General features: G+C 71.8%; 12 protein-coding genes. 7 read left to right on the plus strand and 5 right to left on the minus strand.

Features of this window, described 5'->3' with window-relative positions; translation table 11 throughout:
• The first annotated feature begins 6 nt into the window (after positions 1 to 6).
• Both QSK34_RS06085 and QSK34_RS06090 read left to right on the plus strand, forming a co-directional pair.
• A complete protein-coding gene (locus tag QSK34_RS06085) occupies positions 7 to 2,097 on the plus strand; it encodes a ThuA domain-containing protein (protein ID WP_285580847.1) in 2,091 nt (696 codons plus the stop codon).
• Between the two features lie 19 nt (positions 2,098 to 2,116).
• Positions 2,117 to 2,800: a DUF6461 domain-containing protein gene (locus QSK34_RS06090; protein WP_285580848.1), complete on the plus strand. Its 684-nt coding sequence runs from the start codon at positions 2,117 to 2,119 to the stop codon at positions 2,798 to 2,800.
• A gap of 49 nt (positions 2,801 to 2,849) precedes the next feature.
• On the opposite strand, the gene QSK34_RS06095 is transcribed toward QSK34_RS06090, so the two are convergent.
• Both QSK34_RS06095 and QSK34_RS06100 read right to left on the minus strand, forming a co-directional pair.
• Positions 2,850 to 4,658 carry an LCP family protein gene (locus tag QSK34_RS06095; protein ID WP_285580850.1) on the minus strand — a complete coding sequence of 603 codons (1,809 nt, stop codon included), beginning with the start codon at positions 4,656 to 4,658 and terminating at the stop codon, positions 2,850 to 2,852.
• A 219-nt stretch (positions 4,659 to 4,877) separates the two neighbouring features.
• Entirely contained in the window at positions 4,878 to 5,870 is a 993-nt protein-coding gene (locus QSK34_RS06100; protein ID WP_285580852.1) for a neutral zinc metallopeptidase, read from the minus strand.
• 330 nt (positions 5,871 to 6,200) lie between these two features.
• Here QSK34_RS06100 and QSK34_RS06105 point away from each other — a divergent pair, with 330 nt between their 5' ends.
• Both QSK34_RS06105 and folP read left to right on the plus strand, forming a co-directional pair.
• Positions 6,201 to 7,070: a LysR family transcriptional regulator gene (locus tag QSK34_RS06105; protein WP_161478160.1), complete on the plus strand. Its 870-nt coding sequence runs from the start codon at positions 6,201 to 6,203 to the stop codon at positions 7,068 to 7,070.
• A gap of 134 nt (positions 7,071 to 7,204) precedes the next feature.
• Positions 7,205 to 8,032: a dihydropteroate synthase gene (folP, locus tag QSK34_RS06110; protein ID WP_285580854.1), complete on the plus strand. Its 828-nt coding sequence runs from the start codon at positions 7,205 to 7,207 to the stop codon at positions 8,030 to 8,032.
• 20 nt (positions 8,033 to 8,052) lie between these two features.
• Here folP and QSK34_RS06115 read toward each other — a convergent pair whose 3' ends face one another.
• Positions 8,053 to 9,474: a pyridoxal phosphate-dependent decarboxylase family protein gene (locus tag QSK34_RS06115; RefSeq protein WP_285580856.1), complete on the minus strand. Its 1,422-nt coding sequence runs from the start codon at positions 9,472 to 9,474 to the stop codon at positions 8,053 to 8,055.
• Positions 9,475 to 9,592: 118 nt separating this feature from the next.
• On the opposite strand from QSK34_RS06115, the gene QSK34_RS06120 reads away from it, so the two are divergent.
• From QSK34_RS06120 to QSK34_RS06130, 3 genes are read left to right on the plus strand one after another with little or no spacing between them, the layout of a single operon-like run.
• Positions 9,593 to 10,471 (plus strand): SMP-30/gluconolactonase/LRE family protein, encoded by an 879-nt coding sequence (locus tag QSK34_RS06120; protein WP_285580858.1) that lies wholly within the window; start codon positions 9,593 to 9,595, stop codon positions 10,469 to 10,471.
• 4 nt (positions 10,472 to 10,475) lie between these two features.
• A complete protein-coding gene (locus QSK34_RS06125) occupies positions 10,476 to 11,654 on the plus strand; it encodes a sensor histidine kinase (RefSeq protein ID WP_285580860.1) in 1,179 nt (392 codons plus the stop codon).
• Complete coding sequence (locus tag QSK34_RS06130; RefSeq protein ID WP_285580862.1) at positions 11,651 to 12,286, plus strand: response regulator transcription factor; 636 nt, start codon at positions 11,651 to 11,653, stop codon at positions 12,284 to 12,286. Before QSK34_RS06125 ends, QSK34_RS06130 begins: the two co-directional genes overlap by 4 nt.
• On the opposite strand, the gene QSK34_RS06135 is transcribed toward QSK34_RS06130, so the two are convergent.
• On the minus strand, positions 12,287 to 13,630 hold the full coding sequence (locus QSK34_RS06135; protein WP_285580864.1) for a sensor histidine kinase: 1,344 nt from the start codon (positions 13,628 to 13,630) through the stop codon (positions 12,287 to 12,289). It lies immediately after the preceding gene.
• Complete coding sequence (locus tag QSK34_RS06140) at positions 13,620 to 14,294, minus strand: response regulator transcription factor (RefSeq protein ID WP_030453225.1); 675 nt, start codon at positions 14,292 to 14,294, stop codon at positions 13,620 to 13,622. The genes QSK34_RS06135 and QSK34_RS06140 overlap by 11 nt, the downstream gene beginning before the upstream one ends.
• Between the last annotated feature and the right edge of the window lie 104 nt (positions 14,295 to 14,398).

Here is a 14,398-nt window from a genome sequence, read left to right on the forward strand (position 1 = left end):
CGGGACATGAAGCGCAGACTCCTCGGCGCGATCGCCGCGGCGGCCGTCGCCGCGACGACGCTGGTGCCGACGGCGGCGCACGCCGCCGACCCGGCCTACCAGGTGCTCGTCTTCTCCAAGACGGCGGGCTTCCGGCACGACTCGATCCCGCAGGGCATCGCGGCGATCCAGGCCATCGGCTCGGCCAACAACTTCACGGTCACCGCGACGGAGGACGCCAATGCGTTCACCGCCGGGAACCTCGCCAACTACAAGGCCGTGGTCTTCCTGAGCACCACGGGCGACGTGCTGAACGCCACCCAGCAGACCGCGTTCGAGAACTACGTGAACGGCGGCGGCGGCTACGTGGGCGTGCACGCGGCGGCCGACACCGAGTACGACTGGCCGTTCTACGGCAACCTGGTCGGCGCCTGGTTCCAGAGCCACCCGGCCATCCAGACGGCCACCATCCGCACCGAGGACCGCGCCCACGCGGCCACCGCCCACCTGGGCGGCACCTGGTCGCGGTCTGACGAATGGTATTCGTACCGCACGAACCCGAGAAGCAGCGCCAAGATCCTGCAAAACCTCGACGAATCGAGTTACTCGGGTGGCGGGATGGGCGACCACCCCATCACCTGGTGCAAGAACGTCAGCAACGGCCGCAGCTTCTACACCGGCCTCGGCCACACCCAGGCCACCTACAGCGAGGCCGCCTTCCGCACGCTGCTGCTCGGCGGCATCCGGTACGCGGCCGGCTGGGCCAAGCAGGACTGCCGCGTCGAGACCGGCTACACGCCGATCTACAACGGCTCCACCACCGGCTGGTCGCAGGCCGGACCGGGCAGCTTCACCAACTCCGACGCGACCCTGAAGTCGACCGGCGGCATGGGCCTGCTCTGGTACTCGGCCAAGGAGTACGCCTCGTACTCGCTGAAGCTCGACTGGAAGATGGACGGCGACGACAACTCCGGCGTGTTCGTCGGGTTCCCCTCGTCCACCGACCCGAACTCGGCGATCAACAACGGCTACGAGATCCAGATCGACGCGACGGACACCGCCGACAAGACGACGGGTTCGATCTACGGCTTCAAGTCGGCCGACGTCGCCGCCCGCGACGCCGCGCTCAACCCCCCGGGCGAGTGGAACGGCTACGAGATCCTCGTCGAGGGCGAGCGGCTGCGCGTCTACCTGAACGGCCGCCTCATCAACGACTTCACCAACACCGTGGCCAACCGGTCGCTCGCCCAGGGCTACATCGGCATCCAGAACCACGGCACCGGTGACGACGTGTCGTTCCGCAACATCCGCATCAAGGAGCTGAACGGCAACCCGCCGCAGCAGCCGACCACGATCGAGGCCGAGTCGTACACCTCCAACTTCGGGGTCCAGCCCGCCGGGCACGCCACCGCCAGCGGCGGCACCACCGTCGGCTACGTCGACAACGGCGACTGGGTCGGTTACGCGAACTTCTCCACCGCCGGCAAGAACAGCTTCTCCGCCCGCGTCTCCTCGGGCGGCCCCGGCGGCACCATCACGATCCGCGCGGGCTCCCAGACCGGCACGGTGCTGGGCACGGTCAACGTGCCGAACACCGGCAGCTGGGACACCTTCCAGACCGTGACCACCTCGCTGAACAGCAACGCCTCCGGCCCGCTGTTCCTCACCTTCAGCGGCGGCTCCGGCGCCCTGCTCGACGTCGACACCATCACCCTGACCACCGGCAGCACGCCGACGCAGACCACGGTCCAGGGTGAGGCGTTCACGTCGCAGTCGGGCGTCCAGGTCGCCAGTCACGGCCCCGCCGTCGGCGGGCAGACCCTCGGCTTCATCGACAACGGCGACTGGGCCGGCTACAACCAGGTCACCGCCAACGGCGCCACCCGCATCACGGTGCGCTACTCCTCGGGCGGACCGGGCGGCCAGATCCAGGTCCGCGCGGGCTCCGCGACCGGAACCCAGATCGGCACGCTGACCATCCCGAACACCGGCAGCTGGGACACCTTCCAGACCGTATCGGCGAACCTCACGAGCTCGGCCTCCGGGGCGATCTTCCTGAGGTTCACGGGCGGATCCGGTTCCCTCTTCGACGTGGACCAGTTCACGATCGAGAAGTGAACCGGCGGACAACTCCCCGATGAAACGCGTTCCCGGACCGCCGCCCTCGCGGCGGCGGTCCCCGGCCCCGGACGCCGCCGCGGCGGCCCCGGGGCCTTCGCACGAGGACGGCCCGATCGAGCCCGACGAGCACTACCGGCGTGTGGTCCAGAGCATCGACCCGTCGCTGGCCGACGGCACCATCACGTGGTGCCGTGCCGCGAACGTGGCGGCCGTGCTCCCGATCGATCCGGACAGCGCAGTGCCGCAGACGCTCTCCGACGCGTTCGACCTGTCCATCAACCAGGTGGCGATGACGGGGCGCGGACGGACGGTGGTCATCGGCGAACTCGACGGATGGTTCCTGGTCCTGGAACCCAACGACTGGAACTCCGCCGATCGCATCGCCGCCCTGTCGCGTGGCGGGGAGGCGGTCTCGCTGGTCATCGGGGACACGCTGCGGCACTATCACCTCCATGTCGCCCGCGACGGCGAGCAGGTGTGCCGGTTCCGCTGGGGAGACGCACCCGAGGGAGAGCCGCCGTCCCTCGCCGGCGATCTCGCCCTGGAGACGCCGCTCGACTTCGACGTGTGGAAGACACGCGCCTTCGTTCTGGCGGAGCGCCTCACCGGGGTGAGGGTGACCACCGAGTGGCTGGCCGCCGAGCACACCGGCTACCGGGTGCCCACCCGGTTCGCCATTCGCCGTGAGGACGACTGGTAGCAAAGACAAGGCCCCCGGGGGGTGAACCCCCGGGGGCCTTCGCCGTCTTCTAGAACCCGCAGAGTTCCGCGAGCGACTGGTCTTCGGTCGCCTGGGAGTTCGGGGTCGGGGTGAGGGTCGGCTTGGCCGCCGTCGGGGTCGGGCTCGGGGCGGAGGCCGAGGCGACCGGGCTGCCGCCGCTCGGGGAGGCGGTCACGCCCGCCTGGACGGGGGCCGCCGCGCCGTTGGACTTGCGGATGGCCGTGGCGACCATTCGCTTGATCTTGTCCCAGTCGGCGCTGCCGGGCCAGATCTGCGGCGGGACGAACTGGGTGCTGGTGATCTTGGCGTCCTTCACCTTGAGGCCGAGGTTGACCAGGTGCTCCAGCAGGGGGCGGGGGATGTCGGTCCGGAAGAGCCGCTTGGCCGCCGCGACGATCTTGTTGAAGTTGGCCAGCACGACCGGGGGCGACGCCTGCTGGGCCAGCGCGCCGATGACGCAGCGCTGGCGGCCCATGCGGGAGAAGTCGTCGCTGCCGACGCGGGAGCGGCCGTACCAGAGGACCTGCTCGCCGTTCAGGACGCGCTTGCCGGCCTTGATGGTGCCGGCCGTGCCGTAGACGCCGCCGTACTTGATGTCGGTCTGTACGTTGATCTCCAGGCCGCCGATCGCGTCGACGAGGGCGGCGAAGCCGTACATGTCGACCATGGCGTAGTAGTCGACGTGGAGGCCGAGCGTGGTGCTGATGGCGTCCTTCAGAGCGGCCGGGCCGCGGACACCCAGGTTGGGGTAGTCCTCGGCGTACTGCCAGACCTCGTTCAGCAGGCCGCCGTTGGGGAGTTCGGCGTGGAAGCCGCTCGGGAACTGCTTGTTGAGCGGGCTGTTCTTGCTGAAGTGGACGTGCTGGAGGTTGCGCGGGAGCGCGAACAGGACCGTGTTGCCGGTCTGCACGTTGACGCTGGCCACCTGCATCGAGTCGGTGCGCACGCCGGTCCGGTTGCCGGCCGCGTCGCCGCCGATGAGCAGGAAGTTGACCCGTTTCTTGCCGCCCCACGGGTCCTCGGCCTTGATGGGCACGGCCTGCGGGTTGGCGCTGTCGTGGTCGCTGGGGAAGTTGGCGAGCAGGCTCTGCGTCTGGTTCGCGAAGTTCGCCGCGTACGCGAAGGGGGCCATGACCCCCACGCACAGCGCGCCCACCACGACCCCCGAGATGATCTGTCCCCGCTGGGGCAGCCGGTCGGGCGTCAGGGAGATGTACGACATGAGGATCAGCGCGAACCACGCCAGCGCGAGCGTGGCCGACCCGATCACGACACCTGTCAGCGTGCTCTCGCGGACGGCCGAGCCGACGTTGCTGAGGATCCCGAAGCCGAACACGACGGCCGCGACGAGGACCACGCCGAACGTGCCGAGGAAGACGTAGCCCATCTTCCGGCGTCCGCTGCGCAGGTGCGCGGCCCCCGGCACGATCGCCGACAGCGCGGTCCACGCGATGACGCCGCCGGTGGTGAGCGGCCGTCCGAACTGCGGCGCCCGGCTCTTCGGGCCGCCGCCCCTCGCGGGACCCCGGGGCGGCAGGGGAGCGGGCCTGCGCGGCGGCCCCGGCCGGGTGATCTCGTCGTCGGCGACCTGCTGCTCGCCCGGCGGGCCCTGCACGGCGGGGGGCGGAATGAACTGCGGCCCCCCGGACTTCGGCGGGGCGCCCACGTGCACGCCCCCGCTCGGGGCGCCCGAGTGGACGATCGTGTCGGGCCGGACCGAGGCCGCCGGGCCGGCGTTCTTGGGGACCGGGTCGGGCTGGGGGCCGGCGGTCTTCGGGATGGCGGCGAAGGAACCGGTCTGCGGGGGTTCCGACGGGCCTGAGGACTCTGCGGGCATCTGCTGTTCTTCGTATGTTTCGTCGGCTACCGCGCCGGGGAAGTCCTCGGACGACTTCGGGGGGCGTTTTCGCGTGCGTCTCTGGCGTGACTCGTCACCCGCGGCTCCCCCACGACGCATGGTCAACCGCTCCTCTGCTCGTTATTGCCCGTGCGATGCCCAGGGATTCTAGCCCTCAAATCTGGACAACACTGAACACATCCGGAAAGAAGGCTCCGTCTAGGAGACGGCCTTCGCCGGCATCACCCACGTGTTGCACTGATACGCCTGCCGCTTCTGCCATCCCTGCCGGAACCACACGCCGTTGTTCGGCGGAGATCCGTGGTCACGCGGCCATCCGGCGTGGTCGCCGAGGCTGCCCCAGAACGCGAACAGGTCGTTGCGGCGCGCGGCCGGGACGGGGTAGCTCGCCGCGACGGAGCGCATGAACATGCCGGCGAAACAGTTGGCCTGGAGTTCGAGGCGGCGGCTCAGCGCCAGCCGCTGACTCTCCGACCCGGAGGCCAGGCTCCTCTCCCAGCGGGCCTGCGACAGGCCGGTGAGCTGCTGGACGTGGTGGCCGTACTCGTGGCCCATCATCGCCGTGTAGGAACCGTGCCACGACGACATCCGCGCGTAGCCGACCGCCTCGCCGTTGCCGTTCGCCATGGCCCTGGTCGAGGCGTACACCGACATGGTGCGCGGGCAGTAGTAGGGCGCCGCGCTGTTCGCCTGCGGGAAGTCCCCGCACGGGCCGCGGCCCTTCCCCGAGGCGATGACCCACTTCGGCGGCTCGAACGGGATGCCGACCTTCTCCAGCGTCGCCCGCCACGCCCGGTCCATGCACGTGGCCGTCTTCAGGATGTGCGCCTTGATCTGCGCGTGGTCGAACACGTTCGCCCGCCCGCCCGGACAGCGGGTGCGCGGCAGCGCGCCGGCCGAGTAGACCGTGTTCTCCTTCAGCGACGTGTTGAGCGGCGCGCGTCGTTCCTGTACGGGCTGCCGCTGCGCATCGCGCACCTGCCCGTCCCCTTCGCGTGACGAGCTCACGACCGGCTCGGACGCGGCCGGCCGGTCACCGAGCGACGCGCCGAGGACGACCACCACGAACCCCACGGCCATCAGCCCGAAGATCCCCCCGATGATCGGCCCGGCACTCGACTTCCGCCGAGGCCGCCAGTGGACGGGCATCTGCCGGGGCGGCCCGTAGGGACCCGCGGGAGCGGGACGCATCCCGGGAGGAAAGTGCGGCTGCCGCCCAAGCGGCGGCCCATAAGGAGGCGCCGGTGGGTGCGGTGGGGTGGTCTGGCGGGTGGGGGGTGGGGGTGCAGGGTACCCCTGGGAGGGCTGTCGTGGGCCGCCTGGACCGTATGGGTGACGTCCGGGAGGCGGCGGATACGGCTGCCCCATCTCTTTGACCCCCTTGGTTGGAGATTGGGCAGAACAATACTGATTTCACACTTGTCACGGATGTAGCACTGATCGCGCACGGGCCGTAATCATCCGAGGTGATCTCTGCGATGTTCCGGATTCGGACGGCTCGTCTGCCCTAGCGTCTTTGGCATGAATCTGCAACAGCTCCGCTATGTGGTAGCCACCGCAGAGCACCGCACCATGACCGACGCCGCACGGTCCCTCTACATCGCGCAGCCCGCGTTATCCCGCGCGATCCGGGACCTCGAACGGGAACTCGGCATGACCCTCTTCGCGCGTTCCGGGCGGGGAGTGGTCGTGACCGCGCAGGGGCGGCGGGTCGTCAAGCTCGCCCGGGAGGCGCTCGACGCCGTCCGGGAGATCGAGGCGCTGGCGACCCAGTCGCACACGGCGGGAGCCGAACTGCGCATCGCGTCGACGCCGAGCCTCGAACCGGGGCTCGCGGGTCGCCTGCTGCCCGCCTACGTGGCGGAGCATCCGGGGATCCGCGTGCACATCGTCCGTTGCGACGGACGGGACAGCGTCGTCACCGCCGTCCGCGAGCAGCGGGCCGACCTCGGGCTGACCGACCTGCCGGTGCCCACCGACCTGGTCAGCCATCCGCTGGAGCGGCAGGAGATCGTGCTGATCTCGCCGCCCGGTCTCGACCTGCCCGACCCCGTGCCGATGAGCAGGCTCAACGGCATGCGGCTGGTGCTGCCCGGACCGGGCAGCCCGCGCCGGCGGGAGTTCGACCAGATCTTCACCTCGTACGGTGTCCGCCCCATCCCCGCGCTGGAGTCGGACGAACGGGCCAAGTGGCTGCCCGCCGTACGCGAGGGTCAGGCCTCGCTCCTGTGGTATCGCGGCATGGCCGAGCAGGCGGCCCGCGCCGGCCTGGTCGTGCGGTCGCTCGACCCGGCCCCCAGGAAGATCATCGCGATCGTGCACGCCCGCAAACGGCTGCCCGCGACCGCGCAGGACTTCGTGACCCTGGCAGAAGGAGGATCCGCCGCTTAAACGCTTGGACCGTTCCAAATCCGACTTGTCGGATTCGGGGCCGGATCGGTGGGGGCACTTCTGGATCGGCCATTTCCCGAAGCACTCCCTCGTCCCGGCAGTCGCGGAGAGGGCGCGGAGTAGGCTCGCTGACGATGTCTACTCTGCGCCTTCGTGGCCGTACGTTCGGCCCCGGCGACCACGCGATCATGGCCGTGGTCAACCGCACGCCCGACTCCTTCTACGACCGGGGCGCGACCTACGGCTTCGCCGCCGCCCTCGACGCCGCCTCCCGCCAGATCGAGGCGGGCGCCGACATCGTCGACATCGGCGGCGTGAAGGCCGGACCGGGCGACGACGTCGACGTGGCGGAGGAGATCCGCCGGGTCGCCGACCTCGTCGCGGCGGTCCGCGACCGGCACCCGTCCGTGATCGTCAGCGTCGACACCTGGCGCGCGGAGGTCGGCGAGGTCGTCGCGGCGGCCGGCGCCGACCTGCTCAACGACACGTGGGGCGGGGTCGACCCCCGGCTGGCCGACGTGGCCGCCAAGTACGGCATCGGCCTGGTCTGCGCCCACGCCGGACGCGTCGAGCCGCGCACCCGCCCCCATCGCATCGCCTATGACGACGTGGTGGGCGACGTGGTGGCGTACACGACCGATCTGGCGGAGAAGGCGCTCGCCGCGGGGGTCTCGCGGGACCGCATCCTGATCGACCCCGCCCACGACTTCGGCAAGAACACCTACCACTCCCTGGAGCTCAGCCGCCGCCTCGACGAGATGGTCGCGACCGGCTGGCCGGTCCTGGTGGCCGTCTCGAACAAGGACTTCGTCGGCGAGACCCTCGGCGGCCTGCCGGTGGACCGGCGCCATGCGGGCACCCTCGCCACCCTGGCGGTCTCGGCGGTGCAGGGCGCGCGGGTGTTCCGCGTCCACGACGCCGCCTCGGCCCGCAAGGTCCTGGACGTGGTCGGCCGCATGTGACCGTGGCCTGCGCGAGCCGGTCAGCCGTAGATCACTGACAGGAACCTGACCAGGATCGCCTCGCGGGTCTTGGCGGGCAGCGCGTCGAGTACGGCGTTGACGGCGGCCATCTCCGGCTGGTCGCGGGAGGTCAGGTCGATGCCGACCGAGGCGGCCAGTTCGACGAACGTCGGGTCGTCGAGCTCGTCGAGGTTCAAGGAGGCGATCAGCTCCGGCAGGCCCTCCGGGACCGTCGCCGGGCCGCGTTCGCGGGCGGCCTCCGCCGACTCGGCGATGACGGCGAGCATCGCCTCGACCCGCTCCAGGGTCACGCCGGTGACGGTGATGTGGACGTTGGCGGGGATGCCGGCGTAGGAGAGCTGCGGCTGCAGGAACCAGCCGCGCCTGCGCGCCTCGTCGGCCAGCACGAACACGTCGACCTCGGGGGAGCCCGCGACGGCGACCAGCGCGGCCTGCGGGTCGCCCAGCACCCGCAGCCCGGGGATCTTCGCGACGCCCTCGGCGATGCGCCGGGTCGCCTCCAGGGTGGCGCGGCCAAGGTCGATGTAGCCCTCGCGGCCCAGCGCGTGCAGGGTGCCCCACGCCCCGCCGAGCGGGCCGGCCGACCGGGAGCTCTGCACGGTCGCGTTGATGATCGTGTAGCCGGGCCAGGCGGCCGAGGCGAAGTAGGCGGCGCGGCGCAGCGCGGCGTCCCTGAACAGCAGCACGGAGGCGCCCTTGGGGGCGTACCCGAACTTGTGCAGGTCGCAGGAGATCGACGTGACGCCCGGCACCGACAGGTCGAACGGCGGCACCTCGGCCCCCGCCTCCCGGAGCCACGGCAGCAACCAGCCGCCGACGCAGGCGTCGACGTGGCAGGGGATGCCCCGGGCCGCCGCGACGGCCGCGACCTCCGTCACGGGATCGATCACGCCCTGCGGGTAGGAGGGCGCCGAGACCACCACGAGCACGGTCCGGTCGGTGATCGCCGCCTCGACGGCCGCCGGGTCGACGGTGAAGGTGGTCAGGTCGACGGGCACGGCGACCACCTCGACCCCGAGGTAGTGGCCCGCCTTGTGGAAGGCCGGGTGCGCGGTGACCGGCACGACCATCTGCGGCCGGTCGGTCGTCGCGGCGTCGCGGGCCGCCTTCACCGCCAGCATGATCGACTCGGTGCCGCCGCTGGTGAAGATGCCCGGCGCGTCCGGCCGGCCCAGTTCGGCGGCGACGGCGCGCACGACGTCCTTCTCCAGGGCGACCATGCTGGGGAACGCCGTCGGGTCGAGCATGTTGACCTCGAGCATGCCCGCGTACGCGGCGGCGCCGGCCTCGTGCACCTCGGGGCGGCCGGTGTCGTACACGTAGGCGGTGACCTTGCCGCCCCGCACGGGGAGATCGGCCTCCTGCGCCTCGGCCAGGCGGGCGAGCAGTTCCTCGGCGGTCACGCCGTGGTGGGGGAGCACCGTGACATCTCCTGACATACGTTGACGACTCGGATCACTTTACGGAAACCTCTCATGTCCCGCTCAGACGACAGATGGGACCTGTTCCATGCGCGTGGCAGCCTTCGTTGCCGGACTGTTGGCCGTACTCGTGGCGGCTCCGCCCGTCGCCGCGTCGGCGGAGACGAGATACCCGACCTCGTTCTCCCTGCCCGACGGCTTCCCGCCCGAGGGGATCGCCGTCGACGAGGGCCGCTCGGCCTACTTCGGCTCCCGCTCCTCCGGGGCGATCTACAAGGTCGACCTGCGCAGCGGCCAGGGGAAGATCATCAACGAGGGCCCCGGCACGCCCTCCCTCGGCCTGAAGGTCAAGCGCAACCGCCTGTTCGTCGCGGGCGGCACCGCCGGGACCGCCCGGGTGCTCGACGCGCGGACCGGCAAGGTGCTGAAGAGCTACACCCTGGCCACCGGCGCGTCGTTCGTGAACGACGTCGTGCTGACCCGGGACGCCGCCTACTTCACCGACTCCACCAACCCGGTCCTCTACAAGCTCGACCTGCGCCGGTGGGGCCGCCTGCCCGCCGAGGCCGAGAAGATCCCGCTCAGCGGCGACCTCGTCTACACGACCGGCATCAACGTCAACGGCATCGCCCAGACACCCGACGGGAAGGCGCTGCTGCTGGTCCAGTCGAACACCGGCAAGTTGTTCCGGGCCGACAAGAAGACCGGCGCGACCACGCAGGTCGACCTCGGGACCGAGCTGCTCACCAACGGCGACGGGCTGCTCCTGGAGGGACGCCGGCTGGTCGTCGTCCAGAACTTCCTGAACACCGTGACCTGGGTCAAGCTCGACCGGCGCGCGACGAAGGGCGTCATCGACCGGAAGGTGACCGACCCCCGGTTCGACGTGCCGACCACCGTGGCCGCCTTCAAGGACCGCCTCTACCTGCCCAACGGCCGCTTCAACACCACCCCGACGCCCACCACGCCCTACGACGTGGTGGCCATAGCACGATAGGGACATGTCCGACGACAGGTCCGACCACGCGGCCGCGGCCGTCTGCGACTGGGAGGACGACCTCCGCCGCGCGGGCCGCGCCGCCCCCGCTCAGCTCTCGGTGATGTTCCGCGTCGGCGCCCCGGCGCTCGCCCTGGCCTTCACGGCCGGGGCGGTGCCGGCCGCCGCCCTGGCCGCCCGGCCGTCCGTCGTGGGCATCGTGCTGGTGCTCGTCTCGGCGATCCCGTGGGGGCGCTGGATCCTCAAGGGCGACGACGGGCCGTCGTGGTGGTTCGCGCTGGCGGTGCTCGTCCCGCTGGGGGCGGCGGTCCTGGCCGGGCTGGACAGCCCGGTGGCCGTGCTGACGCTGCTGGCGGTCGCGCTGCTGCTGGTGGCGCTGAACGTCGGCTTCGCGCCCGTGCCGCTGGCGGCCGGGGTCGCCGGGCTGACCTATCTCGTGGCGCTCGCCGCTCTGACGGGCGCCCCGCCGGTGGCGTGGGTCGCCGTGCACCTGGGGTTCGCGCTCACCCTCGCCGCCGCCTACGCGGTGCGGGTCAGCCACGACTCCAGCCGCCTGGTGGCCCAGGCGCTGGAGGCACTGGCCCTCCAGCGGGCCGCCGACCAGCGGCGGATCATGGCGCAGGACGTCCACGACGTGGTCGGGCACACCCTCGCGGTGACCATGCTGCACATCACCGCCGCGCGGATGGCGATCAGACGGGACGCCGGCGCGGAGGCGCTCGACGCCCTCGAAGAGGCCGAGAGGCACGGGCGGGCGAGCCTGGCCGACCTGCGGCGGCTGGTGAAGGTGCTGCGTTCGGGCGAGGAGTCGTCCACGGCGCCGCAACCCGGGCTCGCCGACGTGGCGGCGCTGGTGGAGGGTTTCCGGGGCGCCGTCGACCTCACGTTCTCCGTGGACGGGGTGACGGCGGTCGAGCCGGGGGCGGAGCTGGCGGCGTACCGGATCATTCAGGAGGCCCTCGCCAACGCGGTCCGGCACGGGACCGGCCCGGCCCGGGTGTCGGTGACCCTGACGGGTGGCGACCTGCTCGTGGAGGTCGCCAACCCCGTCGGGAGCGTGCGGGACGACGGGCCGGGCAGCGGGCTCGCGGGCATGCGGGAACGCGCCGCCGCCGCCGGGGGCGAGTGCGCCGCAGGGATGCGCGACGGGGAGTGGCTCGTGTCGGCGAGGATTCCCGCGTGATCACCGTGCTGCTGGTCGACGACCAGCCTCTCGTCCGCGCCGGTCTGCGGCGCATCCTCGAACCCGAGGGGACCTTCGCGATCGCCGGGGAGTGCGACGACGGCGACCAGGTCGCCGAGGCCGTCGCCCGCTGGAGGCCCGACGTGGTCGTGATGGACGTCCGCATGCGCCGGGTCGACGGCGCCGAGGCGACCCGCCGCCTGGCGGGGGCGGTGCCGGTGCTGATCCTGACGACCTTCGACGACGACGACACCGTGGCGGCGGCGCTGGGCGCGGGCGCGGCCGGGTTCATCCTGAAGGACGCGCCGGGGGAGGACATCGTCCGGGCCGTCACGATGGTGGCCGAGGGCGGGTCGTGGCTCGACCCCCAGGTGGCCGGGCCGGTGCTGACGGCCTTCCGCCGGGTGGCCGACCGCGAGCGCAGGGGGCGGTCGGCGGCGGCCCGGCTCACCCAGCGGGAACACGACGTGCTGTCGCAGATCGCGCGGGGCGCCACGAACGCCGAGGCGGCCTCGGCCCTGCACATCTCCGAGGCGACGGTGAAGACCCACCTGGGCAACATCCTGACCAAGCTGGACCTCAGGGACCGGCCCGCCGCCATCGTGTACGCCCACGACCACGGCCTGGCCTGATCACACCGGCAGCCGGACCGTGGCGACGAGCCCCGGCTCCGCGTCGTCGAGCGTGATCGTGCCGCCGTGGGCCTCCACCACCTCACGGGCGATGGCCAGCCCCAGTCCCGTGCCGCCGTCGTCGCGCGAGCGGGACGTGTCGAGCCGGGTGAACCGGTCGAACACCCGCTCGCGGTCCTCCGGGGGGATGCCGGGCCCGTCGTCGGTGACGGTGACGAGCGCCCACGGCCCCGACTTCCAGAGCCCCACCCGGACCTTGTCGTGGGCGTGCCGGACCGCGTTGTCGATCAGGTTGACCAGCACCCGGCCCAGGTCCATCTCCGCCCCGATCACGACCACGGCCTCGGCCGGGATGTCGGCGTCCAGGCCGTACCGGGAGGCGGTCCGGGTCACCAGCCGGCCCAGTTCGACCGGTTCGTGGCGCAGCGCCCGGCCCTCGTCGAGCCGGGCGAGGGCCAGCAGGTCCTCGGCCAGCTTCGACAGGCGCAGGGTGTCCTCCAGGACGCCTTCGGCCGTCTCGCGCCATTCCTGGCCGTCGGGGTGGCTCAGCGCCACCTCCAGCTGGAGGCGCATGCTGGCCAGCGGGCTGCGCAGCTCGTGGGCGGCGTCGCTGACCAGGGCGCGCTGCCGGGACCCGGCCTCCTCCAGGCGGGCCAGCATGTCGTTCAGGGTCATCGCCAGCGAGTGGACCTCGTCGTTGGCCTCCGGGACCGGAAGCCTCCGGGACGGCGAGGAGCCGGTGATCTCGGTCGCGCCGCGCCGCAGCGCGCCGATGGGGCTCAGGGTCCGGCCGATGATCACCCACGACGCCCCGGCCAGCACGACCAGCAGCAGCGGCGTGCCGAGCAGCAGCACGTGGCCGGTCGCCTTCAGGGCCCGCTCGATCTCACTGAAGGAGCGGGCGGTCAGGACCGTCACCCCGTTGTCGGCGCTCATCACCACGATCCGCAACACGGCCGGGATGCCGTAGGGCCGTCCGTCGAGGAACTGCGGCCGGCCCGAGTCGGCCGCCGTCCGGCGCGCGCCCTGCGGCAGCAGCGGCACCAGGCGGTCGGTCGAGGGCGTCGCCGCGGTGATCCGCCCGTTCCGGTCGATGACCTGCACGATCGTCGCCTTCGTCGGCACGATCTCGCCGTCGAGCCGGCCGGCGTCCGACAGGGCCACGATCTCCCGGGCCCGCGAGGTCACCTCGTCGTCGATGGTGGCGATGAGGGAGCGGCCCAGGACGTTCACGAACACCCACGCCGCGACCGCCAGGCCGACGCCGAGCACGGCGGTGGCGACCACGGTCAGCCGGACCCGTAGGCTGCGCCGCCGCCACCACCGGAACGGGTTAGCCGCCATCGCTGGCCAGCCGGTATCCCGCGCCGCGCACGGTCTGCACCGCGCCCCGGCCGAACGGCGCGTCGATCTTGCGGCGGAGGTAGCCGACGTACACCTCGACCACGTTGGGGTCGGTGTCGTAGGTGTCCCACACGTGCTCCAGGATCTCCGCCTTGGAGACGACCTCGTCCGGGTGCCGCATCAGGAACTCCAGCAGCGCGAACTCCCGGGGCGTGAGGTCGATGGTCTTCTCCTGGCGGCGCACCAGCCGCCGCGCCGGGTCGAGCGTCAGGTCCCCGGCCCGCAGCACCGAGGGACGGCGTCCGCCGCCGCGCCGCAGCAGGGCCCGCAGGCGGGCGACCAGGACCACATACGAGAACGGCTTGGTGAGGTAGTCGTCGGCGCCCAGGTCGAGGCCGTCGGCCATGTCGTACTCGCCGTCCTTGGCCGAGAGCATCAGGACCGGCACCCAGTTCTCCGCCTCGCGCAGGCGTTTGCACACGTTGTAGCCCGACAGGCGGGGGAGCATGATGTCGAGCACGACGATGTCGTACTCCCCGGTCGAGGCCAGGTGGAGGCCCTCCTCGCCGTCGTGGGCCAGGTCCACGGCGAAGCCCTCGGCGCGCAGGCCCCGTTGCAGGGCCGCCGCCATCCGTCGTTCGTCCTCCACCACCAGCACGCGCATTTCCCCATTTTGCGGGTTCTGCGCTGTGACCCGGCTGAGAGGAGTCTCAGCACGTCTCAGCCTCGCCACAGGGCCGGGCGCGCATGGTGGGGGCACGTCCGTCA

It is taken from the genome of Herbidospora sp. NBRC 101105 (assembly GCF_030269205.1).
Classification (GTDB): Bacteria; Actinomycetota; Actinomycetes; order Streptosporangiales; family Streptosporangiaceae; genus Herbidospora; species Herbidospora solisilvae.

Bases quoted from the DNA above. Each gene is read 5' to 3' on its own strand.
- QSK34_RS06090 (WP_285580848.1), top strand. From the start codon at position 2,117: ATGAAACGCGTTCCCGGACCGCCGCCCTCGCGGCGGCGGTCCCCGGCC.
- QSK34_RS06095 (WP_285580850.1), bottom strand. From the start codon at position 4,658: ATGCCCGCAGAGTCCTCAGGCCCGTCGGAACCCCCGCAGACCGGTTCC.
- QSK34_RS06135 (WP_285580864.1), bottom strand. From the start codon at position 13,630: ATGGCGGCTAACCCGTTCCGGTGGTGGCGGCGGCGCAGCCTACGGGTC.
- QSK34_RS06085 (WP_285580847.1), top strand. From the start codon at position 7: ATGAAGCGCAGACTCCTCGGCGCGATCGCCGCGGCGGCCGTCGCCGCG.
- QSK34_RS06105 (WP_161478160.1), top strand. From the start codon at position 6,201: ATGAATCTGCAACAGCTCCGCTATGTGGTAGCCACCGCAGAGCACCGC.
- QSK34_RS06140 (WP_030453225.1), bottom strand. From the start codon at position 14,294: ATGCGCGTGCTGGTGGTGGAGGACGAACGACGGATGGCGGCGGCCCTG.
- QSK34_RS06100 (WP_285580852.1), bottom strand. From the start codon at position 5,870: ATGCGTCCCGCTCCCGCGGGTCCCTACGGGCCGCCCCGGCAGATGCCC.
- folP (WP_285580854.1), top strand. From the start codon at position 7,205: ATGTCTACTCTGCGCCTTCGTGGCCGTACGTTCGGCCCCGGCGACCAC.
- QSK34_RS06125 (WP_285580860.1), top strand. From the start codon at position 10,476: ATGTCCGACGACAGGTCCGACCACGCGGCCGCGGCCGTCTGCGACTGG.